Origin of the sequence: Streptomyces sp. R-74717 (assembly GCF_047305335.1) — a bacterium.
Lineage (GTDB): Bacteria > Actinomycetota > Actinomycetes > Streptomycetales > Streptomycetaceae > Streptomyces > Streptomyces atratus.
The window spans coordinates 506,432-528,285 of the sequence record NZ_CP102361.1 but is presented as its reverse complement, the minus strand read 5'-3'; the positions used below and the strand labels follow the sequence as shown (position 1 = coordinate 528,285).

The following is a 21,854-nucleotide window of genomic DNA, read 5'->3' as shown; positions in this document are numbered from 1 at the left end:
GTGACGGTTCATCGTGCGGAGAGCTCCTCGGGCTGTGCGGCCGGCAAGCGCAGGGGGTGGTGGCAGGCGACCTTGTGCGTGCCGGTGAGGGTCGCGAGGGCGGGCTCCGTCGCCGCGCACACCTCGGTCGCCAGTGGACATCGGGTGCGGAACCGGCAGCCGCTGGGCGGATCGATGGGACTGGGCAGTTCGCCGCGCACGCGCGTGCCCGACCGGGGGCGCGGCGCGGCGGGGTCCGCCTCGGGAACCGCCGCGAGCAGCCCCGCGGTGTACGGGTGCGCGGTGGACCCGTACACCTCCTCGGTGGTGCCGGTCTCCATCAACTTGCCCAGGTACATGACCCCGACGCGGTCGGCCAGGTACCGCACGACCGCGAGATCGTGGGAGATCACGACACTGCTCAGTTCGCGTTCACGTTGGACGCGGAGCATCAGGTTGAGGATCTGGGAACGGATGGAGACGTCCAGCGCGCTGACCGGCTCGTCGGCGACCAGCACCTTCGGGTCCAGGGCCAGCGCGCGGGCCAGCCCCACCCGTTGGCGCTGTCCCCCGGAGAGTTCGTGGGGGTAGCGCTCCAGGACGCCCGACGGCAGCCCCACGTCCCCGAGGAGCTCGCGGGCCCGCGCGGTCCGGGCTGCGCGCCTGCCGATGCCCTGGATCGCAAGGGGCTCGCGCAGGATCGCGCCGATGCGCATGCGGGGGTCGAGAGAGGAGTTCGAGTCCTGGAACATCATCTGCAACTGGGACCGGCGCGGTGCGAGTTCGCGGGCGCTCATACCGGTCACCGACGCGCCGTCGAAGATCACCTCGCCCGACGTGGGCCGGTTCAGGGCCACGAGCATGCGGCCCAGCGAGGACTTGCCGCACCCTGACTCCCCGACCAGGCCGAACGTCTCACCGGGCGCCACGTCGAAGCTCACTCCGGAGACCGCCTTGACCGTGCGGCGCCGCCCGAGGAGGCCCCGTCCGCCCACCGGGTACTCAAGTCCGAGATCGACGATCCGCAGCCGCGGCGTCGTCCCGCGTGCGGCAGGGGCCTCGGGGGAGACGGCGGGCCGTGCGACGGCCGATGCCCCTGAGCCGGTACGGACTGCTGCCGTGGCGACCGGGTGCCAGCACGCGTGGGTGTGCCCGTCCTCCTCCACCGAGAGCGGCGGCCGCTCCTCGTGGCAGCGGTCCGTCGCGGCCGCGCAGCGCGGCGCGAAAGGACAGCCCGCGGGGGAGGCGGACAGATCCGGCGGTGTGCCGGGAATGCTGAAGAGCTGCTCGCGCCGGTCCTGGGTGAGCGAGGGGATCGAGGACAGCAGCGCATGGGTGTAGCGGTGCCGGGTATGGCTGAAAAGAGCTGGTGTCGGCCCGGTCTCGGCCACGCGCCCGGCGTACATCACGCCCACCCGGTCGGCGTGCCGGGCGATCACTCCCATGTCGTGGGTGATGAGGATCATCGACATGCCCAGCCGGGACCTGAGGTCGTCCAGGAGATCGAGGATCTCCGCCTGGATGGAGACGTCGAGCGCGGTGGTCGGCTCGTCCGCGATGACGACCCGTGGCTCGCACGCCAGGGCCATCGCGATCATCACGCGTTGCCGCATGCCGCCCGAGAGCTGGTGCGGATGGTCGTCCAACCGTTCGAGGGGTTTCGGTATCCCGACCAGGTCGAGCAGCTCCGCGGCACGTGCGCGCGCGGCCTGCTTCGACGCGCCCTGGTGCAACCGCACCGGTTCGGCGACCTGTTCGCCGATGCGGCGGGTGGGGTTCAAGGCCGTCATCGAATCCTGGAACACCATCGCGATGTCGTTGCCGCGGAGGGCCCGGTACCGGTCCGCGGGGAGTCCGACGAGCTCCGTACCGCCGAAGTCGATCGAGCCGCCGGTCACCCGGCCACCGGCCGGCAGCATGCCCATCACGGCCAGGCCGGTCATGGACTTGCCGGATCCGGTCTCCCCGACGATCCCCAGGGTCTCCCCGCGATCGAGCGCCAGACTGACGTCCGAGACCGGGTGGACGATCCGGTCGCCCCGGCGGATCTCGACCGACAGATTGCGGATCGTCAGCACTCGGCTGCCGTCCGCGGGCTCACGTGCGTTCTCAAAACCATGGCTCGCGCGCACGATATGGCTCTCCATCTCCTCGACCATCCGACGATTTTGAGACACGTACTTCAGGCGTTGTTCGTCGGGTTCACTGAACATTCAGGTGTGCGTCGTTCCGATCGCACGAAGGGAATCTCCTGCCGTGCACGGCGCTCAGCCGGCGGACGCGGGCCGCCCCAGTTCGTTCCGCAGCAGGCGCCGTACGTTCTCCCCCAGGACCGCGACGATGTCGCGCTCCGGCCACCCCCGCTGTTGCAGCGCATCGGTGACCAGCGGCAGCCCGGCCGGACCCGTAAGTCCGGGCAGATAGGCGTCGGCCGGCACTCCCTCGACGAAGGCCGTCTCGCAGCACGGGGGAGTGGTGTCGGCAAGTACTTCCTTGATGAAGTCGGGACCCAGCCCGACGTGCTCGACGCCGGCCACCCCGGCAATGTGCTCGATGTGGTCGATCAGTCGGCCGATCGAGTAGTCGCTCTCGTGCAGGTACGGAGCGAAGAAGTTCACGCACACCACTCCGCCGCCCGCGGCGACGCCCCGGATCTGCTCGTCGTCAAGGTTGCGGTGGTGGTCGAAGAGCGCCCGTGCGCTGGAGTGCGTGGCGATCAACGGCCGTGAGGACAGCTCCAGGACGTGCTCGACCCCGGACGCGCCGAGATGACTGATGTCGTAGAGCATGCCGAGGCGCTCCATCTCGGCCAGCGCCGCGACCCCGGAGCGGGTCAGCCGGCCGCCCGTCGCGTCCTCGCCGCTGCCGTCGGCCAGGGAGGTGCGACCGAAGTGGGCCAGGGACGCGATCCTGACCCCCAGCCGGAACAGGGTCTCCAGCAGCTCCACGTCCTCGCCCACGCCTGGTGCGCTCTCCAGTGCCAGCACCAGGGCGATCCGGCCCTCAGCCAGCGTCCGGTCGACCTGGGCGCCGTCCGTGCACAGCGTGACGGCATCGGCGTTGCCGGCCGCGAGCCGGTGCGCCGCCTCGATCATGCGCAGCGTGCGGCGAAGCGCCCCCTCCGGCCGGTACGGATCTTCGACGAACACCGGCAGCGCCTGAAGGTTCACCCCGCCTGCCCGCAATTGCGGCAGCCAGCGCTCCCGGAAGAACTCCGCCCAGTGGTCCACCGGCCGGGCGACCACCGCACACAGCAAGTCGTTGTGCAGGTCTGCCACGATCGCGCGTCGGTGCATCTCGTTCATCGCTGTGCCCGCCGCTCGGCCCGGCCGGTGTGCAGATACAGCGCGTGTCCCTGCCCGTCGTCACCGAGGAAGGCGAGCGGCGCGTGGACCCCGCGCTCCGGCTCGACCGGGATCAAGGTGTCACCGCGCCTGCCGACCAGCTCCGTGCGGTACGGCGCCTCGTCCAGTTCGGCGATGGCTCCCCGGGGAGTGCGCTCCAGCCACAGCCGCCCGGCGGCGTCCCGGCTCACCGTGGTCTCGGCGGTGCTGGACGTGTACGTACCGACGTACCGGGACGTCTCCGCAACGGGAGCGCCCACGTCCGGCACCGGCGAGGCGGGCAGACCGACCCCGGCGAGTTCACCGAGGACCCGGCCCGCGATCTCCGTGTACACGCGCCGTGACAGGCCGCCGTTGGTGACGATCGCCACCGCGACATCCCGCTCCGGCACCAGGCGCAGGAACGCCGACTGACCGATGGTGTTCCCGTCGTGTCCGATGACCGTGCCGCCCGACAGGTCGAAAAGCTCCCAGCCGAGCCCCCAGGCGGCGCCCTGGTCGATGTCGGGCAGCGTGACCTGGGGCCGCTGCATGGCCTGGACGGTCTCCGGGCCGAGCACGGTCACCCCGTCGGGGCCCCGGCCTCCGGCGAGGTGCATCCGGGCGAAGGCCAGCAGATCGCGCGCACGCATCGCCAGCATCGATCCGGCCGGTGCGTTCGAGCGTGCCAGGGCCCACACCGGCGTCGGCTCGAGCGGCGCCCCCGGCACCGTCTCGATGTGACCCACTGCCGTGCGGTGGACGATCGCCTCGTAGGGGTCACTCGCGGTGTGACTCATACCCAGCGGAGTGAACAGGTGCCGCCGGGCGCAGACGTCGAACGGCTCCTCGCGCAGCACCTCGACGATCCGCCCGAGCACGCAGTACCCGGCGTTGTTGTAAGAGAACATCGCGCCCGGCTCGAAGAGCTGCGGCACGTCCCGCAGGACGCCCAGGTACTTTTCCAGGCAGTCGTCACCCTTGCCGGTGTCGGTGAAGATGTCCCCCTCGAAACCCGCGACGTGACTGAGCAAATGCCGCGTGGTGATCCCTCGCGCCGCTTCCTCGTCGGCGATCCGGAACTCCGGCAGGACGGCCCGTACGGGAGCGTCCAGATCCAGTCGTCCCTCGTCGGCCAACTGCATGACCAGCGTCGCGGTCATCACCTTGGTGATCGACCCGATCTGGAAGAGAGAGTCCACCGTGGCGTCGACCCCTGTGGCCGTGCTCAGCACACCGGCCGCGGATTCGACCCATTCATCACCGGCTTGGACCGCCACGGCTGCCCCGGGCACCTGGCTCTCGACGAGCAGATCTGGCAACCGGCGGCGCAACCAGGCACCGACCTCCTCCAGCTTGTTCAGCTGATCCGACCCGTCCAGCTTCTGCACGGCATCCCTCCCTGCTCGACTGCGCAGGAGCTTAGGACTTGCGGAAACCGCCCTCTTCGTCCACTCCCACCACATGCGGCCCGGGCATTGGTGCGACTGGCCGAACCGGGCGGCTCGCCGCTTCGACGGGTGGGGGAGCAGGCTTGTGACGGCGCGGCCTCTCAGGCCCTTCCGCGTCTCAGCCCGCGGTGAAGCGATCCGCACGAACAGCACAACCTTGCCGCCGACCCCGGCTACAAGGAGGATGAGGAACCGCTGGTCGGCTGCGCCGGTACATCGTTTTTCGATCGCTTCGGCTCCCTCGGTGGTGTCGTTGTCGGCGATGCCGACGCACCGGCTGCTGTTGGCCGGGCGAAGCCGGAAGCCGCCGGCGCTGTCAGCGGCGGCGGCTTCCAGGCGGAACAGGGTGGCCTGGGCGCAGTTGTCTCGGGGCTCGAGCATGCCTTTGACCGGGACGGTGCTCATGACCGTCAGACATCCTTTCCCCTCTTGGGGATGATGCCATTGAACGCGGTATAGGCCCTCGCCGACCGGTTCAAGGTAGGTGCGCGGCGCGGTGGCCTGGGGCGCAGGGGAGTTGGACGGCGACGGCGTTGTCGTAGGCGCCGTCCCGGTCGTGTCCGTCGGTCAGGCAGAGGCCGGGTGTACGGGCGGGGCGGATGGTGACCCAGCCGTCGGCGGGAGTCCGGGAAACGGTGTCCGGTGCGCCCGGATCATCGGAGTTGTCGGGGAGTAACCCCCAGGCGATCAGGGCGAGCAGCGGGACCATGAGCGCGAGCGCGACTGTGCGGCCCTTGGTCCGGCGTGGCCGCGAGCCCGTGGATTCTTCGGTCTGCCGTTGAGCTTCTGCTTCGAGGTCGGGCGTCGTGGCGGGCACGGCAGCGATATCTGCGGCGATCCGGTCCCTGGCGTCCAGCCAGGCGCCGACCCGCTGTTCGTCCCCGCAGGCGCGGACGAACGCGGCCAGTGCGTCGGGCGACGGCAGGCTTGTCCGTCGCAGTGTGTCGGCCAGCGTGCTGCGCGCCAGCACGTCACCGCTTCGGGCGGCCCGCTCCTCCAATTCGCGATACGTCAGCCCCGAACGTTCCTTGAGCTGCTGCATCGACTCGATAAAGCCGGCAGTGTCTCGGGCTTCGTACAGCGACAACTCCCCCGGGTTCCCCATGGCGTCATCTTGCTGTGGTCATGACGCGCGGGACAATGGTGGATTCCGCCATGCCCCGCTGTCCGAGACGCAATCCGGGCAAGGCCCTGACCAGCCCGGACAGCCCGCGTCTGTCCGGGACAGCCGGTTGCCGTTGCTTCGGCCCGCCGGCGGTCAGCAGTCTCTGTGGTGCCCGGCCGGCCAAACCGTCTCTACGGCACGGCGATACACACAGCGGGCCCATGCATACGGGCCCAGCCCGGTCGGCTGACGCACCGGTGACCGGGATGCCCCGCCTTCCGGTGCGACTGCCGTCTGGCGGGGTCATGACCGGCTCTTGGGACGCAAGAGGAGCGAAGATGGGCGTGCCAGTAGTGAGGACGATGTCGATCGAACGGAAGTTCGCCATCGGCGTGGCGGCGCTGTGCGTCGGCAGTTGGGCGACCGGTGCGCGGACGCGGTTTCTCGGGAAGCGCCGACGGATGGCGGCGTTTTCCACGATGACTCGCGCCGATGGCAGTGTGGTCGAGATCGATCACCGGCGACCGCCGGACGCCGAATTCGGTGTGATCTTCTTCAACGGTCTTGGCCTTCCGCACGAGCAGTGGACCTGGGTGCGCCAGCACCTGCCCGAGAACGCGGCCTGCGTGGGCTACAACCGGCCGGGCCACGGGCTCAGCAGCCCGCGGCCCGAGGCCACCTTGGAAGAACAGCTCCGGATCGTCGACGAGCTGCGTGAGCGCTACCTCGACGGGCTGCCCGTCGTGATGGTCGGGCACTCCATCGGCGGCTACCTGGCCGCCGTGTACGCCGAGTCGCGCGGCGACGCGGGGTTGTCCCACGTGGTGATGGTGGATCCCACGATCATCGCCGACCTGCAGGCCAGCCTCGGCGAGCTACCCGACTGGTGGACGCGGCAGCGGCTGCTGCTGGAATGCCTGTGGGCGGCCTCCGGGCTCAACGTCCTGCGTCCGATGACCCCGGCTCGCGAGCACTACTCCGAGGCCATCAAGGAAAGCCTCACCGCGTACCACGCCATGCCGAGCGTGTGGGCCACCGCGTACCGCGAGTACATGGCGGCGCGCGCCTACCCTCCCGTCGAGAGACTGACCGTCCCGCTGCACGTGGTGACGGCGCTGCAGGGCACGCGCAGTGCCGTGAAGCACCGCACGTCGCAGGAACGGATGCTGGAGCTGTCGGAATATTCCTGGCACCACGTGTGTGAGGACGCCGACCACATGGGAGTCGTCGCGGAGGAGACACACGCGAAGACCCTCGCCGAGCTGATCGTCCCCGGGAGCAGGGCATGAACGGGCAGCGTGCCGTGTACACAGCGGTATCCACCGGGCTCGCGGCGTGGCTGGTCAGCACCGCCGCCGGCCAGCTTCCCGACAGCAGGTTCGACCACCTGCTCGCGAAGGGCCCCCTGCGCCTCTTCCGGGCACCCAACTGGAGGTTCTTCGGCCCCAATCCCGGGGTGTCGGACTCGCACCTGCTCTACCGGGACATCACCGGCGGCACGGCGGCCCCCTGGAGGGAGATCGAGGTGACCCCGGACCGGCCCTGGTACGCCGTGGCCTGGAACGCGGGCAACCGCGCCCCGAAGGTCCTCTTTGACGCGCTCCAGGTCATCATCAAGGCGGCCAACGAGTCGTCGGCGGACATGGGCCGGATCGTCTCCAGCCCCGGCTACCGAATCCTCCAGGGCTACCTGACCACCCGGATCCCGCATGAACCGGGCGCCGACCACACCCAGTTCATGCTGCTGCGCGCCCACCCCGAGCGCGAACAACACGCGGTGGAGCCCCTGTTCGCCTCCGAGCACCTTCCCCTCCGCGACCCGCTGCCTGCGAACGCAGCCGCACGGTAAGACCGCATCGGCCGGAAGTTTCGCCCTCACGCCGCCGTGTTCGCGCGTGAGAGCGGAACCCCCAGCCGAAATGGGCGTCACGCCCCGCTGGGGAGCAGTCACTGCTCCATCGGAAAAGACCACCAAGAGATCCGCCACAAGGATCACGAAGAAAGGGACCAGATGTCTCTCGTTGCCCAGTTCGCCAACCAGTCCCTGACCGACATCGCTCCGGGGATGCTCTCGGAGACCGACGCCGCCCGTCTGGACACCCCCGCGGACCCCGTGATGGCCACCCCGACCACCGTCCTCGTCGCCGAGGTCTTCGCCGTCGCGACGGGGATGCTGGCGGCGAACATCGCCAACTACGTCGACCGCAACAACTACTGACGCCCAGCTGCGAACCGAGTACCGCTGACCTCACCCAGCCGGGACCGCCGGCGGCCGGGGACAGGCACCGTCCTGTCCCCGGCACCTCATTCCCACCGCAACACCGCCGAAGGAGACCCCGTGTTCCGTCGCCTGATCCGGGTGGCCTCGTCCCTCGCCCCGCTGGACCCACCCACCACAGCACGCCGCATCGCCTCCGCCGGAACGTTCGTCGCAGCGCTGGAGACACTCAGCCAGCACAAGCGGTTCGTGAAAGGCGACCTGCTGGGAAGTCAGGTCGAGGCCTTCCATCCGTGGCTCGCGAAGCGATACCCCAAGGTGAACCGCGCGTTGGCGTCCAGGGCGTTCCCCTACGCGGTCTTCGGCACGCAGGCCGCGGTGTCGGCGGCCACCTTCCTGTGGCCCAGGAACCGGCCGCTGCGGATCGCAGGCGGCGCGACGCTGGCCGCCCTGCAAAGCGCGCAGTCCACCTTCATTCCGTTCGGCCGCGACGGCGCCGACCAACTGCAGCAGGTCATCAACGTCACGATGGCCTCCACCGGGCTGATCCGCGAACGCGAGCAGGCCGACGACCTCGCCATGCGGACGCTGGCGCTGGAGACCTCGCTGTCCTACGTCGCCTCCGGGCTGGTGAAGGCCGTCTCCCCGGTCTGGCTGAAGGGAGACGCTGTGGCCGGGGTGCTGCGGACAAAGAACTACGGGGACCCGCGCGCCCACCAGCTCCTCACCCGCTACCCGGTGATCTCCAAGGCACTGTGCTGGGGCACGATCGCCATCGAGTGCGGCTTCCCCCTCGTCTACGTGCTCCCCAAACCCGCCGCCCGCGCCTACCTCGCCACGATGACGTCGTTCCACCTCGGCATCGGCGAGTTCATGGGGCTCAACCGGTTCGTTCTCGCCTTCGGCGCCACGCATCCGGCGATCCACTACGTGCTGTCACAGCGTCGGCGCGAGCTGGCCGCCACGCCCCGGCCCACCGCCGCCCTCGCCGCATGAACCGCGTGGACGCGCCATCCCGGCACGCCGCGACCACAGAAACGGAGAACTCATGACGATCACGGATATCGGCTACGGCAGGCAGTTCGCGGGCTGGTACGACCGGATTTTCCAGAACGACGCGCTCACGCGGGCCACCGTCGACGCCGTGGCCGGATTCCACCCCAACCCGGATTGGGGCACGCTGGAGCTCGGCGTCGGCACCGGCCGCATCGCGTTGCCGCTGTCGCACCGGGTCGGCCCGATCACCGGTGTGGACTCCTCGCAGGAGATGCTGGCGGCTCTGGAGAAGAAGGCCGACGAGGGCGAGGTGACCGCACAGCTCGGCGACATCAGGACCTGGCGCGCCGAGCGGCGGTACGGCCTCGTCTACTGCGTCTGCTCCACGCTCTCGCTGATCCTCGACCCCGAGGGACAGCGGGAAGTCATCGCCCGCGCGGCCGAACACCTGCGCCCCGGTGGCCGGCTGCTGATCGAGACGCACAACCGTCCCGGCGTCGTGATCCTGCACCAGGGGCTGGCGCACTCCACGATGTTCGTGCCCTATCCGGAGCCGGACACCGGCATCCAAATGCACGCCACGCTCCTGGCGGACAACCGGATCTGGCAGGTGTCCACCCTGTTGTTCGAGGCGGACGGCACCCACCGCATCGGCACCGAGACCACGCGCCTGCTCACGCCGGACGAGGTGGATCTCTACGCCCAGGACTCCGGGTTGCGGCCCGAGGGCCACTACAGCGACTGGCAGCGGACCGACTACGTTCCCGCGTCCGGCCTGTTCGTCGCGTCCTACCTCAAGCCGGCATGAACCTCCGGGAGACGGTCCGCCGCCACTGGGTTCTGCTGGTCCTCGGCTTGGGCATGGGCCTGGCTGGAGCGGCGGCCAAGCTCGCCCAGCCCTGGATGCTGGGCCGGCTGATCGAAGCCGTGGCCCTGGAGAAGACGATCGCCTGGCCCATCACGTTCATCGTGCTGTTCTTCCTCACCGACGCCGGCCTGAGCGCCGGACATGCCTACGCGATCGGCCGGGCCGGCGAGAACATCGTCTTCGACGCCCGGCGCACCCTCGGCGGTCGCCTGCTGCGCAGCCAGATCCCGCACTTCTCGCGTCTGGAGCACGGTGACGTCTTCGCGCGCACCGTGTCCGACACCTCCATCGCCTGCCTGGTCATCGCCCAGGCGATGGCGCAGATGGCCACCTCCGTGTTCATGGTGGGCGGCGGCATCGTGCTGATGGCGAGGCTCGACTGGCAACTGCTGCTCACCACCGTCGGCTGCCTCGGCCTGGCCAGTGGCGGCGCGCTGCTGCTGGCCCGCCAAGTGCGCATCGCCGCCCTGCGGAACCGGGAGCGCATCGGCGCGTTCGGTTCGGGCCTGCAGCGGGTGCTCGGCGCCCTCACCACGGTCAAGGCGTCACGCGCCGAGGAACGGGAGACCCAGGAACTGGCACGGCTGGCCGACCGGGCGCGGCGCAGCGGGATCCGGGTCGCCGGGCTCAGCTCGCTGCTCACTCCGGCGATGAACGTCGGCACTCAGCTCACGCTCGCCGTCGTCATCTCCTGGGGCATGGCCCGAGTCGCCACGGGGTCACTGCCGGCCGCCGACCTCACCGCGTTCGTGATGTACCTCTTCTACCTGGTGACGCCGCTGGTGCTGCTCTTCCTGGCGATCGGCCAGATCCAGCAGGGCCGTGCCGCCGTCCAGCGCGTGACGGAACTGGGAACGATCCCGCAGGAGGAGGAAGGGGAAGTGGACACCGAACCCGGGCAGCGGCAGGAACGCGAGCCCGCAGCGGAGCCGGCGCCCGCAGTCCGCTTCGAGCACGTCAGCTTCTCCTACCACGACAACGCCCCGGTGCTGCGGGACGTCTCCTTCGCCCTGCCGCGCCGCGGCCTGACCGCGATCGTCGGTGCTTCCGGCGCCGGCAAGACGACGACGTTCCAGCTCATCGAACGTTTCTACCGGCCGAACTCCGGCACGATCCAGGTCGCGGGCCACGACACCGCCCCCCTCAGGCTCGCCGAACTACGGTCGCTGGTCGGCTATGTCGAGCAGGACACGCCGCTGCTGCGCGGCACGATCCGCGCGAATCTGACGTATGCGAACCCCGGGGCCGACGCCGCCGACATCGCCCGCGCGCTGCGGCTCGCCAGCTTGGAGGGCTTCGTCGCCGAGCTGCCCGACGGGCTCGACACGGAGCTCGGTGAGCGCGGCGCCGGCCTGTCCGGCGGCCAGCGGCAGCGGCTCGCCATCGCCCGCACGCTGCTGCAGCGGCCGGAGGTGATCCTGCTGGACGAGGTCACCGCGCATCTGGACAGCGACACCGAGGCCGCGCTGCGCGACGCGATGATGGAAGCCGCTCGCGAGTGCGCCGTGCTGGCCATCGCGCACCGGCTGTCCACCATCGTGCAAGCCGACCGCATCATCGTGATGGAGGAGGGACGCGTGCGAGCGGTCGGCACCCACCGGGAGCTCATCGAGTCCGACGAGGTGTACCGGCGGCTTGCCGGCCAGCAGTTCGCTGCCGAGGAAGCGCTGGCATGACGCGCGCCGACGTCGCCGTCGTCGGCAGCGGCCCGAACGGTCTGGCCGCCGCCGTCACCATGGCCCGTGCCGGGCTGACCGTGCACGTCCACGAACAGGCCGCCACCGTCGGCGGAGGCCTGCGCGGTGAGGCGCTGTTCGACTCCGAGGTCTGGCACGACCTCTGCGCGGCCGTGCACCCCATGGCAGCCGCGTCGGCCTTTCCGGGCCTAGCGGCCCGCGGCGTTGCGCTGCGGCAGCCGCCGATCGCCTACGCGCACCCCTTGGACGGCGACGCCGCCGCGTTCGCCTACCACGACCTCACCGAGACCTGCGACCGGCTCGGCCCGGACGGGCGCCGCTGGCGGCGGCTGATGGCGCCGCTGGTGCGGCACAGTACGGGCGTAACCGACTTCCTGCTGTCCGGCCAGCGGTCGCAGGCGTCTGTGAACTCGTCTCCGCTGTCCCCGGGCGGCCGCATCCCATGTGCTGGCCTGGCTGCCGGGCTGATGACCCTCCGGCCGGGGAGTCTTGTCCAGGGAAGGTCCGCAGGTGACGCGTCCGTCCCGGGTCCGTGCCGTCCGAGGAAGTCCGTTGGCGTCGGCCGTCACCCATTTGGGCTCTTGTTGGGCTCTTGGTAGTGGCTGTCGGCGTTCGCTGGGTAGCTTTGCGGAGAATCCCGGATGTGCCATTGCACTGTGCCATGTCACATGGTTCACTCGCGGGCAATGAGGCTGGCTCGGGAGGTGCCGGGTGTCCACACGGTCGATCAAGGGGACCTTTGCCGCGTCGGCCGACTACCCCTCTGTGCCCATGGCCTGACGGCCCGTCCCGCTGTCCCGTATCAGGATCGGACCCCATCGTGACCATCACCGACATTCGCACCGTCGATTATCATGCCGGCGGTGAGCCGTTCCGGATCGTCACCGACGTGCGGGGGATCGCAGGCGACACCGTGGCTGACAAGCGTGTGAGCGCGATCTCCGATCCCGGGATCGACGGGCTGCGTGCTCTGCTGTGCTCCGAGCCCCGCGGTCACGCTGATATGTATGGCGGGTTCATTGTTCCGCCCAACGACGCGGGGGCCCATTTCGGTGTGCTCTTCTGGCACAAGGACGGTTTTTCGACCGCCTGCGGTCACGGCACCATCGCTCTTGGCGCGTGGGCGGTGCGTAGCGGCCGGGTTCCGATCGATCCCAGCGGGGTCACGGAGGTAGTGATCGACGTGCCCTCGGGGCGGGTCCGCGCCCATGTGGCCACTGACGGCGATAGGGTCGTCAGCGTCGATTTCGTCAGTGTTGCCAGCTACGTCCTGTACGACGAGGTGGCGGTTCCGACCTCGCGCGGGGAGGTCCGGTGTGGGATCAGCTTCGGCGGCGCGATTTATGCTCACGTCCCGGTCGCAGCGGTCGGCCTCGACGTGAGTGTGGCCTCGCTTACGGCGCTGATCGAGCTGAGCCGCGAGATCAAGGGCTTCCTCAACCCCACCGCCTTCGCCGAGCACCCGCTCGACTCCAGGCTGAGCGGCATCTACGGCGTCATCTATATCGACGACCAGGGGATCGGTCCGGACGGCAGCCTGCGGCAGCGCAATGTCACCGTGTTCGCCGACGGTGAGGTCGACCGTTCGCCCTGCGGGTCGGGCACCTGCTCGCGGGTTGCCGCGCTGCATTCCACCGGCCAGCTCAAGCCCGGCCAAGTTCTCGCGCACAGCTCGATCACCGAGGCGACCTGGCTTGCGCGGGTGCGAAGGACCACGCACGAGGCAGGCCGGGAGGCGGTGGTGCCGGTGGTCACCGGCCGGGCCTACCAGACCGGCGAGCACCGGTTCATCGTCGACCCCGACGACGACATGGTGCCGGGTTTCGTGCTTCGCTGAGGGGGAGTCATCATCTCCACTGCGGACCTGGAGCTGGCTCGGGCCGCCTGGCCGAAGCCCTCTGCGTCAACTTTCTCGTCGTGGAGCTGGGTGAAGTCGACGTCCAGCTTCGGGTCGTACGCCTAGTGGTTGCAGCCCGCCCAACGACAGGCGTTGCACGGTCAACCACCCGTACGGGTGGCCGGTTTCACCTGCAGAAACGTCCTTGGCCTGTTGCCACTGACGGCTGGGCCCGACACCACCATGCATGGAAGCCCGCGCGTCATTTGCCGCCTGTGTCGGGTACACGGGACCAGTTGTGGGGCTGTCAGCTGAGTTCGAGGTTGGAGCTGTGGCTTTCCAGACATTGCGAGTGGTGTGGGGCGCGGGGCGGTGAGGGCCGAACTGACCCTCTACAAGGACATCGACCAGAACGGTTTCCACGGCGAGATCCAGGTCAAGAAGCCCAACCGGCTCTGGACGCCCGCCACCATCCTGGGCGCCGGCGACTACACGGACAACCGCCACCCGGACGACTTCCTGGTGCGGTGGTCCGACGGTGAGGTGTCCATGTACCCGGATGCCGACGAGACCGGCCTGAACGCGAGATCACGCTGGTGTACCCGCCTGCGTAGGGCTTCCTGCAGGCTGGAGAAGGGCTTTCCCCTGGGGAGAGCCCTTCTCTCGTCGGATCGCCCTCCTCACATCCGGGAGGGCTTCTTCTTGTCGAAGAGCCAGGTGTTGAAGAGCTCGGTCAAGTCCTTCCCGGACTTGCTCTCGCACAGGGCGATGAACTGCCGGGTGTCAGCATTGCCGTGCCGGTGCTGCCGGGTCCAGGTACGAAGGATGCCGAAGAAGGTCTCGTCGCCGACGGCCCTGCGCACCTTGTGCACGACCATGGCACCGCGTCCGTAGACGGGCGGGTCGGAGACGCGCCCTCCGCTGGGCGGATCCGCTGGCGGGAACGCCCAGATGCCCTCGCTCTCGGCGTCCGTGCCGTCGTAGAAGTCCTCGAAGATCTCCGTGGTGCTCCTGTTGCTCCGCTCCTCCTCCCAAAGCCACTCCGCGTAGGTGGCCAGACCCTCGCTGAGCCACATGTCCTTCCACTTGCGCGGGGTGACGGAGTTGCCGAACCACTGGTGTGCCAGTTCGTGCACGAGCAGCGCCTCTTCGGGCGCCTCGTCGAAGTAGGGCCTGGTCTGGGTCTCCAGGGCGTAGTCGAGCCCGGGCAGGTGGTCGACGATGGCACCGGTCGAGGAGAAGGGGTAGGGACCGAAACGTTTGCCGGCCCAGTCGACGATCTCGGGCACCAGGTCTGCGACATCGGCGGAGTCTTCGGCCTCGTCGGGGTCGATGGCGACGTAGACGGGCACGTCATCGTCCGTCCAGCCCTTGTGGATCTCGAAGTAACCGACGGAGACGTGTGCGAGGTAGCTGGCCATGGGCTCCGCAGTGCGCCAGTGCCGGGTCACCGTTTTGCCCTTGTCCTCCTCCGTGATCAGCTCACCGTTGCTGATCACGTCGTAGGGGTCGCCGCCCTCGTCCTTGGGCACGGTGACCGTGGTGTCGTACGTGGCCTTGTCCGACGGGTGATGGTTGCCCGGGAACCAGGTCATGGAGCCGGACAGCTGACCCAGGGCCGTCGAGCCGTCGTCGGTCTCTATCCAGCCTTCCAGGCCTCCGTCGTCTTTCTTGAGCGTGCGCGGTGTGCCGTCGTAGGTGACGACTGTCTTGAAGATTTCGCGGTTCCTCACCGTCTTCGCCGGTGTCACGAGCAACTCGTCCCCCGAGCGGGCGACTTGGGCCTTGGCTCCTTGCACCGTGGTGGTGCGTACCCGCAGCCCTGACAGGTCGAGGTTGAAGCGGCTCAGGTCCTGCGTGGCCCGCGCTGTGATGACCGCCGTGCCCTTCAGGTGGTTGGTCTCGGGCACGTAATCCAGCGTCAGCCCGTAGTGCACCACGTCATAGCCGCCATTGCCGAGCGCTGGGAACAGCCGATCCCCCACTCCGGCCGTGCCGGGCTTTCCGACCGCGACGGCACTGTTTCCCGGTGCGGAGCCGGTGCAGGACGTCGTCACGGCCAGGAGGAGTGCTGTGGCCGGAGCCCAGCCGGACAGACAGCCCGGGACCGCCGACCGAGGCCGGCTGCCCTTCGCCATATGCGGTTTCATCTCGTGTCTCCCATCGATCGCAGGACGCGAGACGTCAGAAAGTCGGCATCGTCTATTGGTTGCTTCAAGATTGGCAAAAGTTCTTTACGCGCCTTGCGGCTGACATAGCGACGTTCGTGATCCATGGTCAAGGTGAGCATGGGGCGCGCTGACCACCGGCCTTCGGCTCTGCACGGGGGAGAGAGAAATGGGCCAGTACACCGAGTGCAGGGGTTCCGGCACAGGCAGGAAAAAACCAACTTGCCGCTCCGCTCAGACGGAGATCGCTCCGTTCTGACGAAGTTCGAGGCATGACATCAGCGCCTCTTGGCGCCGCAGTCCGGCGCGCACTGAGGTACTCCCGCGCGCGAGATCGGGCCGCTGCCGGCCCAGGGCCCCGGGGAGAGTCGGCGGTTTCCAGGGGCCCGTGGCGCCGAGTCGGGCGGCGCCACCCTTGAGCCGGTGGTGGGTACGGATCACGGGCGGGCATCTCCTGTTCGGCGCGCGGTACGACGCCATGGTGTCTTCCGCCGCGGCCGCGCGGACGGGAACGGCCCCTAGTACTCCAGCCGGACCTCTAGATTTGTCCTGGTCGGTGGCCTGGCGGCGAGGAGTGTGGCGGTCGCGGGGTGGTCTTGCCGGGGTTGTCCCGCGAACGTGTGGCCCCGCCGCATGTAATGACAGCGCTGCGAGCAGTCCGTTGTCGTGATCTACGACATGCCGACGGATGCCTGGGACCAAGAACTCGAAGAACTCTTCCTGCTGACCGGAGCCGCTTCGTCCGGGTGGAGGCCCGGCGTCGGATGCGGGACTACGTGCGCGGGCTGCTCGGCCCGGTGGGCCGCAAGAACGGCTGGCAACTCGCTGAGTACGCCGGTCACCGGACGGACTCCAGCACCTGTTGTCCGCCGGTCGCTGGGACGCCGACGAGCTACGCGACGACGTGCAGGCATACATCGCCGAACAACTCGGCGAGGAGAAGGGCGTGTTGATCGTTGATGACACGGGCTTCGTGAAGAAGGGCACCACCTCCGCCGGGGTGCAGCGCCAGTACCCAGGCACCGCACGGGCCTCTAATTGAATAACTGTCAGAACTGATCTTCGGGATGCTCTTCGGGGGACGTCAAGCGTGCTTGTATCCGCTCCAAGGTGCGGGCGGGCGATCCGGGTAACGGGGTGACGACGCTCTGGTGCAGATCCAGGAGTCGGTGACCGTCCTGGAACTGATTGGACAAGTTGGTGCGGCCGACGCCCAGCAATTGGGCCAGGAACGTGCTGATCACTGCCCTGCGGCGACGCAACAGGGCTGCCAGGAGTCGGTGGAAGAGGTCCAGGCTGCTGGTTTGCGGGTGGAGGTAGCTGCGCGGGCGGTGGAAGCGCCGCTGGAAGGCCGCCTCGGCCAGGGCGTCCCAGTACGGTTCCGAGACCGCCACTACTGACTTCGGCTCGTCAGGGTGATCTTTGTCGATGTGCCTGATGGGCCCGGGGTGCGGGCTGTATCTCGTGCTGTGTGAGATATGCGGATGGGGGCTGGCTGACCGCTGCAGGGCGGCAGCGTCGGGAGGCCGTACGGCGGCAGGCGGCCGAGTTGGTCGAGCAGAAGATCAAGCCGCTGGAGGTCGCCCAGCGCCTTCGGGTGAGCCGGAAGTCGGCCTACCGGTGGCACCAGTTGTGGCGGGACGGCGGGATCGAGGCCCTGGTCTCGCGCGGGCCGAGCGGATCACGGTGCCGTCTGTCGCCGCGCTGCCCGGAGAAGCTCGCCGCGTATCTGGAGGAGGGGCCGAATGCGCACGGCTGGGTGGAGGAGAGCGTCAGCGGGCCTCCGGCAGATCCGCGGAGAGGTGTACGGCCCCGGTGCAGGCCAGTCGGTCCGCCATCTCGACGCACGCCTCGGCCCCCTTCGGGCTGGTCGCGGGTAGCATTGGGCTGCTTTTGCCGTGCGTCACCCTGTCCCGCTGCGAGGCGAGCAGCTCGTCCGCTCCGGATCGGATCGAGACCTCTAGGGCGCCATCGCGCGCGTCCGTCTCCACCTCGGACCAGACGGTGGCGCAGGACGGGCTGAACCGGAGCCGTACGGCGTAGGCATCCTCGGTGACGGTGCTCTCAGTGCGGGCATCCCGGTTGCAGCGGGAGGAGCCCGGATACTGCCCCCGGCAGCTTTCCTTGCGGCAGGACGCCGCTTGCCGCTCCGGGCTGCCGCCCGACAGGGCCGGGGCACCCACGGCGCAGGCCACGGCGCCCAGCGTGGCGGAGACAGCCAGCACGACGGCCGTCCGCAGCCGTCGCACCCGGGCAGCCGCCGCGAGCGGCAGCCGCGGCGCAGGGGGCTGGGGCGCCGCGCTCAGCGGTCTGGTCTCGGCCCGGCAGGCGTTCTCCCACAGGGCGACCAGCGGCGCCATCTCCGTGCCCCCGAGTCGCCCCAGCGCCTCGACAGCGGTACGCGGCGGGAGCTTGACGCCGTTGAGATAACGGTGCCATGAGGACTTGCTGTGGGCGGTGCGTGTGGCCAGCGCGGCCAGGCTCAGCCCGGTCTGCTGTTTGAGGTCGCGCAGCCGCTCCACCAGCAGCAGCCCGTCGGGGCCGAGCGAGTCGGGCAGTTGCTGCCAGCGAGCCGTCGCTTGCTCCTTCATGCCGTTCCCAGTCCTTCTATCAGGCATCCGGTTCATTCCGGATCGCGTGATGTGTGCCCTGGGGGCAGGGCGGCCACACGCACGGCCGGAGTCATCGGGCGATCGGCTTGTAGTACAGAGAGAAGGTGCGGTCCGAGGGCGGGCCCTGGGTGAAGCCAAGGCACAGCCAGGGCCCGCCTCGGCGCAGCACAGCCAGGCCCTCCGGCTCGCGCGGGTAGAGCCCCCTCGCAGTGTGGTCCAGCACCTGCTGCACCACGCGGCCGGTACGCACGTCGATACGGAACAGACGGACGTCGCCGGCCGAGCCGGCGGGGTTGTCAGCGCCGTATCCGTGGCCGAGCAACTGGTAGGCGTACGGGCCGTACAGCGCCATGCCCTGGAAGGGGAGACCCAGTTCGGTGCCGGGCTGAGCGAAGCCGGTGACCGGCCGGAAGCTCCCGGCCGCGAACTGTTTGAGCCCGTACACCCCGTAGCGCGGTATGCCGCCCACCTTGTACCGCAGCAGCAGCCGGTTGTGCGCCGGGTCGAGGGCCACCTGGTTATTCGTGGAGCCGCGGAGCGGGCGATGCGTGGCAATCCTGCGGCTGGCGCGGGTCAGCACCCGGCCCGCGGTGAAGGTGAAGCGGCAGATGCCGCGGCCGTAGCCGGAGGCCGGCTGTGCGTCCCACTCCGTCCACAGAGCGCCGGCGCGGCGGGCGGTGTCCTCCACGCCGAGGGCGCTGCCGTGGCCGAAGCCCAGCAGGTACATATCGCCGGTGAGTGCGCCGCCCATGGTGAGCCGGTTCAGGCACATGTCGCCGCGGGCCGCGCGCTCGGCATGGGTGTACGCGCGCGGCTCGCCCGGCAGCCGGACGCCGCCCTCCATGACCTGGAGCGCGTACATGTGGCCGTGCCGCTCGTCGAAGGCGAAGGACTGCAGCACCGTGGAGTGGTGCAGCCGTACACCCTGGATCCACGGCTTGCCCGCCGGCGCCAGGCTGGCCGGCCGAGCCTTCGGCTGGGCTTCTGCCCTGCCGGCGGGGAATGTGGCGGCCAGTGCGACCGCAGCTCCAAAGCCGAGGACGGCTCTGCGGCCCGGACTGGATGGAAGGGAAAGGGACATGGGGGTCTCCTCGCTTGCTCGTGAGCTTCGTGGAACGGGCCCGCCCGCCCCGTGAGCGGGACGGGCGGGCACAGCGGCTCAGCACCAGGGGACGGCGCTCACGACGCGGACGTAGCGGGCGGAGACGTAGCCCTTGCTGTGGGAGAGCTTGTACCAGCGGTGGTTGCCGCGGACGTTGCGCCCGTACTTCTTGCAGGGGATGTGGACCGTGCTGGCGGGACGCAGCGAGCCGATGACCCGGTAGCCCGTGCCCGGGCCGGAGCGGATCCTGAGCGGCATGTGGCGGGTTACCACACGGCCTTGGACGTAGCCGGTGCAGGTAACGGGCCGGGTCGTGGAGTGGCTGGGCGCCCACAGCTGGGGCGGGGCTGCGCGTCGGTGGGGCATCTGCTGGTGAGGCGCCGTGTGCCGCTGCTGCGCGGCGGCGGTGTCGGCGGAAACGACTGCAGCGGGCAACACCGCGATCGCCGCAATCGCGGCCACTAGGCTGCGCTGGATCGTGCGATTCATGGACTCTCCTATGAGGGCGTCTTCAGGATCGGCTGAGTGAGACCCTGTGTCGCTCAGCGTTTCCTAGCCGTCGGACAAAGATTCCGTCCCATGCGTTTCCGGGAGAAAGTGGGACGTCCCACCCGAGGGGACGGTTGAGCCTCAGCCGCCGTCGCCCGGGAGACCAGCCCCCTTCCCGCCAGGCTGCGGATGAGGGCCCCGTCAGGGTGGGCGGTGACCAGCTGTTCGATCTCGTCTTCCAGTGCCTTGAGGCGGGCCTTGCCAGCCGCCGGCTCGTCGGCGAGTTCGCGGATGAGTTCGGCGGTGCGCCGTTCGCCGGGAGGCGCGACGCGGTGGGCCTGTGCGGAGTTCACGGCGGCGTCCGCCAGGGCCTGCGCCACGGACTGCTTGCTGACACCGTGCCTGCCCAGGTAGCCAGCGATGCGGGTGGTTCCGGCGCGCCGGATCTCGCTCGCGGTGACGTAGCGGCCCGGCAGGATGAGTCCGGACTTCGTCGTGGGATCCACGGCGCGTTCCAGGCCGGGGTGGATGCCCGTGAGCAGATCCCTCAGACACGAGGTCCGCGCTGTGGCCCCCTGCGGACGCGGTGGACTGTGCCGCTTGGGATTCGTAAGGAGGTAACGGAGCTGCTGCTGCCTGCAAGCTAGCCGCGGCGGTGTGGGAGCGGGGGCGGCCGGCCGTCAGCGTTGCTCTGGCCGTCGTCGACATCGTCGTCGTGGTGTACGTGATGCGCGGAGCGCTTCCCTCCGGGACGGCTGTTCGCCGCGGATCGAAGAGCCTGAACTGCGGGTAGCGGGGCGAGACCGGCATAGGCGACGAGATGGTCGGCGGTGGGGGAGTGCGCCGGCGTCGGTCCGGGTTACGCGAAGCGTTCGTGGTCGGCCAGGACCGTGTCGATCACATCGAGATGGATGGCGACTCGCCCGTCCCTGGGATCGGAGCACTGGGTCAACGTCAGCAGGGACTTCCACAGCGCCCAGCCCCTGGCCCAGGTGCCGTCATCCTGGCCCACTGTGTGCCGGAATGCCTCGCGGCTTTCCTCGCGGAGCATCGTCCACGCGATCACGAGATCGCAGGCGGGGTCGCCGATGCCCGAGGTGCCGAAGTCGATGACGGCCGACAGCTTGCCGCCGGTGACAAGCAGATTGTTGCCGCCCATGTCGCCGTGGAACCACAACGGCGTTGCACGCCATTGGGCCTCGAGTGCCGCTTGCCAGGTCTCGGTGGCCCTCGCGGTGTCGATCCGGCCGCTCAGGGCGGTGATGCAGCGACGCGTCTCGTCGTCGTAGTGGGCGGGTGACGTGCCGCGATACCCGCTATGCGCCCCGGCGAGAGGACCACCCTTGGAGTCACAGCGCTGAAGGGCGAGGATGAATCCGGCGACACTGGTGGCGAACTGGGTCATGCCGTCGATGCGTTCGGGAGAAGCCGTCTCGCCGGGCAGCCAGCCACGCACGGACCAGGGGTAGGGGTATCCCGCGCCGGGGGCTCCCTTGGCCAGGACGGTGGGGACAGCCACCGGCAGCGCGGGGGCCAGGCGAGGCAGCCAGTCGCATTCCTTGCTGACCGCAGGGGCGTAGCCGACTGCGGTGGGCAGGCGGACCGTCATCTCGTCACCGAGGCGGTAGGTGCGGTTGTCCCAGCCGTCCACCGGCACCGGGACCACGGGCAGACGGCTCCACTGAGGGAACTGGGCGGTGATCAACCGCTTCACCAGGGCGGCGTTGATTCCCGCGCGCCCGTCTGGCACAGCTGTAAGCACCTGCTGATCCTCACCAGTGAGGTGGTACCAGGCAAGTGATCAACGGCGCGAGACACATCTGAATGTCTGGAGAACCATCAAACTTCGGTTATGCGCTGTTGAGCTGTCCGCGGGATACGCCATGTCGATCACGGGATGGCAAGTGAACTTCACTCGCCGGGAGCAGGCGTGGCCACGCGAAGCGACCTCGTTCATACGGGAGTTCAGTGACCTGTTCCCCGGACTCGATCGGTGGCGGACGAGTGGG

At 69.3% G+C, this 21,854-nt stretch carries 19 protein-coding genes and 2 pseudogenes; 10 read left to right on the top strand and 11 right to left on the bottom strand.

Going from position 1 to position 21,854, the window contains the following annotated elements:
• Positions 1–8: 8 nt before the first annotated feature.
• The 4 genes from NRF20_RS02565 to NRF20_RS02550 all read right to left on the bottom strand — a co-directional run bounded on the left by NRF20_RS02565 (position 9) and on the right by NRF20_RS02550 (position 5,858).
• Positions 9–2,126 (bottom strand): dipeptide ABC transporter ATP-binding protein, encoded by a 2,118-nt coding sequence (locus NRF20_RS02565; protein ID WP_413751912.1) that lies wholly within the window; start codon positions 2,124–2,126, stop codon positions 9–11.
• Positions 2,127–2,246: 120 nt separating this feature from the next.
• Positions 2,247–3,284, bottom strand: coding sequence for a dipeptidase (locus tag NRF20_RS02560; protein ID WP_398634386.1), 1,038 nt, complete (start codon positions 3,282–3,284; stop codon positions 2,247–2,249).
• Positions 3,281–5,158 carry a serine hydrolase gene (locus tag NRF20_RS02555; protein ID WP_398634385.1) on the bottom strand — a complete coding sequence of 626 codons (1,878 nt, stop codon included), beginning with the start codon at positions 5,156–5,158 and terminating at the stop codon, positions 3,281–3,283. The genes NRF20_RS02560 and NRF20_RS02555 overlap by 4 nt, the downstream gene beginning before the upstream one ends.
• A gap of 70 nt (positions 5,159–5,228) precedes the next feature.
• On the bottom strand, positions 5,229–5,858 hold the full coding sequence (locus NRF20_RS02550; protein WP_398634384.1) for a helix-turn-helix domain-containing protein: 630 nt from the start codon (positions 5,856–5,858) through the stop codon (positions 5,229–5,231).
• Between the two features lie 338 nt (positions 5,859–6,196).
• Here NRF20_RS02550 and NRF20_RS02545 point away from each other — a divergent pair, with 338 nt between their 5' ends.
• From NRF20_RS02545 to NRF20_RS02510, 8 genes are all read left to right on the top strand, one after another.
• Positions 6,197–7,147, top strand: a complete 951-nt coding sequence (locus tag NRF20_RS02545) for an alpha/beta hydrolase (RefSeq protein WP_398634383.1) — start codon at positions 6,197–6,199, stop codon at positions 7,145–7,147.
• Entirely contained in the window at positions 7,144–7,707 is a 564-nt protein-coding gene (locus tag NRF20_RS02540; RefSeq protein WP_398634382.1) for a hypothetical protein, read from the top strand. The genes NRF20_RS02545 and NRF20_RS02540 overlap by 4 nt, the downstream gene beginning before the upstream one ends.
• Positions 7,708–7,869: 162 nt before the next feature.
• Positions 7,870–8,076 (top strand): linaridin-like RiPP, encoded by a 207-nt coding sequence (locus NRF20_RS02535; protein ID WP_398634381.1) that lies wholly within the window; start codon positions 7,870–7,872, stop codon positions 8,074–8,076.
• A 120-nt stretch (positions 8,077–8,196) separates the two neighbouring features.
• On the top strand, positions 8,197–9,072 hold the full coding sequence (locus NRF20_RS02530) for a hypothetical protein (protein ID WP_398634380.1): 876 nt from the start codon (positions 8,197–8,199) through the stop codon (positions 9,070–9,072).
• A 52-nt stretch (positions 9,073–9,124) separates the two neighbouring features.
• Positions 9,125–9,880, top strand: coding sequence for a class I SAM-dependent methyltransferase (locus NRF20_RS02525; RefSeq protein WP_398634379.1), 756 nt, complete (start codon positions 9,125–9,127; stop codon positions 9,878–9,880).
• Positions 9,877–11,616 (top strand): ABC transporter ATP-binding protein, encoded by a 1,740-nt coding sequence (locus tag NRF20_RS02520; RefSeq protein ID WP_413751911.1) that lies wholly within the window; start codon positions 9,877–9,879, stop codon positions 11,614–11,616. Before NRF20_RS02525 ends, NRF20_RS02520 begins: the two co-directional genes overlap by 4 nt.
• On the top strand, positions 11,613–12,236 hold the full coding sequence (locus tag NRF20_RS02515) for a phytoene desaturase family protein (RefSeq protein ID WP_398634377.1): 624 nt from the start codon (positions 11,613–11,615) through the stop codon (positions 12,234–12,236). Before NRF20_RS02520 ends, NRF20_RS02515 begins: the two co-directional genes overlap by 4 nt.
• Positions 12,237–12,457: 221 nt before the next feature.
• Complete coding sequence (locus NRF20_RS02510; protein WP_413751838.1) at positions 12,458–13,474, top strand: proline racemase family protein; 1,017 nt, start codon at positions 12,458–12,460, stop codon at positions 13,472–13,474.
• Positions 13,475–14,154: 680 nt separating this feature from the next.
• Here NRF20_RS02510 and NRF20_RS02505 read toward each other — a convergent pair.
• Positions 14,155–15,624 carry a M1 family metallopeptidase gene (locus NRF20_RS02505; protein WP_398634712.1) on the bottom strand — a complete coding sequence of 490 codons (1,470 nt, stop codon included), beginning with the start codon at positions 15,622–15,624 and terminating at the stop codon, positions 14,155–14,157.
• A gap of 696 nt (positions 15,625–16,320) precedes the next feature.
• Between NRF20_RS02505 and NRF20_RS02500 the strand changes: the two are divergent.
• Positions 16,321–16,669: pseudogene (locus NRF20_RS02500) on the top strand (transposase); the annotation flags it as partial.
• 22 nt (positions 16,670–16,691) lie between these two features.
• On the opposite strand, the gene NRF20_RS02495 reads toward NRF20_RS02500, so the two are convergent.
• A complete protein-coding gene (locus NRF20_RS02495) occupies positions 16,692–17,036 on the bottom strand; it encodes a hypothetical protein (protein WP_398634713.1) in 345 nt (114 codons plus the stop codon).
• Between the two features lie 77 nt (positions 17,037–17,113).
• Here NRF20_RS02495 and NRF20_RS02490 point away from each other — a divergent pair.
• A pseudogene (locus NRF20_RS02490) lies at positions 17,114–17,332 on the top strand (helix-turn-helix domain-containing protein); the annotation flags it as partial.
• Between the two features lie 82 nt (positions 17,333–17,414).
• On the opposite strand, the gene NRF20_RS02485 reads toward NRF20_RS02490, so the two are convergent.
• The 5 genes from NRF20_RS02485 to NRF20_RS02465 form a co-directional block, all read right to left on the bottom strand.
• Complete coding sequence (locus NRF20_RS02485; RefSeq protein ID WP_398634714.1) at positions 17,415–18,233, bottom strand: DUF2690 domain-containing protein; 819 nt, start codon at positions 18,231–18,233, stop codon at positions 17,415–17,417.
• Positions 18,234–18,324: 91 nt separating this feature from the next.
• On the bottom strand, positions 18,325–19,335 hold the full coding sequence (locus NRF20_RS02480) for a teichoic acid biosynthesis protein C (RefSeq protein WP_413751910.1): 1,011 nt from the start codon (positions 19,333–19,335) through the stop codon (positions 18,325–18,327).
• A 78-nt stretch (positions 19,336–19,413) separates the two neighbouring features.
• Positions 19,414–19,845 (bottom strand): SH3 domain-containing protein, encoded by a 432-nt coding sequence (locus NRF20_RS02475; protein WP_398634717.1) that lies wholly within the window; start codon positions 19,843–19,845, stop codon positions 19,414–19,416.
• Between the two features lie 53 nt (positions 19,846–19,898).
• Positions 19,899–20,351 (bottom strand): hypothetical protein, encoded by a 453-nt coding sequence (locus tag NRF20_RS02470; RefSeq protein ID WP_398634718.1) that lies wholly within the window; start codon positions 20,349–20,351, stop codon positions 19,899–19,901.
• Positions 20,352–20,704: 353 nt separating this feature from the next.
• Complete coding sequence (locus NRF20_RS02465) at positions 20,705–21,595, bottom strand: aminoglycoside phosphotransferase family protein (RefSeq protein WP_413751909.1); 891 nt, start codon at positions 21,593–21,595, stop codon at positions 20,705–20,707.
• Positions 21,596–21,854 lie beyond the last annotated feature (259 nt).

Coding starts and splice junctions, on each gene's coding strand:
- NRF20_RS02565 (WP_413751912.1), bottom strand. CDS start 2,126: ATGGAGAGCCATATCGTGCGCGCGAGCCATGGTTTTGAGAACGCACGT.
- NRF20_RS02560 (WP_398634386.1), bottom strand. CDS start 3,284: ATGAACGAGATGCACCGACGCGCGATCGTGGCAGACCTGCACAACGAC.
- NRF20_RS02555 (WP_398634385.1), bottom strand. CDS start 5,158: ATGAGCACCGTCCCGGTCAAAGGCATGCTCGAGCCCCGAGACAACTGC.
- NRF20_RS02550 (WP_398634384.1), bottom strand. CDS start 5,858: ATGGGGAACCCGGGGGAGTTGTCGCTGTACGAAGCCCGAGACACTGCC.
- NRF20_RS02545 (WP_398634383.1), top strand. CDS start 6,197: ATGGGCGTGCCAGTAGTGAGGACGATGTCGATCGAACGGAAGTTCGCC.
- NRF20_RS02540 (WP_398634382.1), top strand. CDS start 7,144: ATGAACGGGCAGCGTGCCGTGTACACAGCGGTATCCACCGGGCTCGCG.
- NRF20_RS02535 (WP_398634381.1), top strand. CDS start 7,870: ATGTCTCTCGTTGCCCAGTTCGCCAACCAGTCCCTGACCGACATCGCT.
- NRF20_RS02525 (WP_398634379.1), top strand. CDS start 9,125: ATGACGATCACGGATATCGGCTACGGCAGGCAGTTCGCGGGCTGGTAC.
- NRF20_RS02520 (WP_413751911.1), top strand. CDS start 9,877: ATGAACCTCCGGGAGACGGTCCGCCGCCACTGGGTTCTGCTGGTCCTC.
- NRF20_RS02515 (WP_398634377.1), top strand. CDS start 11,613: ATGACGCGCGCCGACGTCGCCGTCGTCGGCAGCGGCCCGAACGGTCTG.
- NRF20_RS02505 (WP_398634712.1), bottom strand. CDS start 15,624: ATGAAACCGCATATGGCGAAGGGCAGCCGGCCTCGGTCGGCGGTCCCG.
- NRF20_RS02485 (WP_398634714.1), bottom strand. CDS start 18,233: ATGAAGGAGCAAGCGACGGCTCGCTGGCAGCAACTGCCCGACTCGCTC.
- NRF20_RS02480 (WP_413751910.1), bottom strand. CDS start 19,335: ATGTCCCTTTCCCTTCCATCCAGTCCGGGCCGCAGAGCCGTCCTCGGC.
- NRF20_RS02475 (WP_398634717.1), bottom strand. CDS start 19,845: ATGAATCGCACGATCCAGCGCAGCCTAGTGGCCGCGATTGCGGCGATC.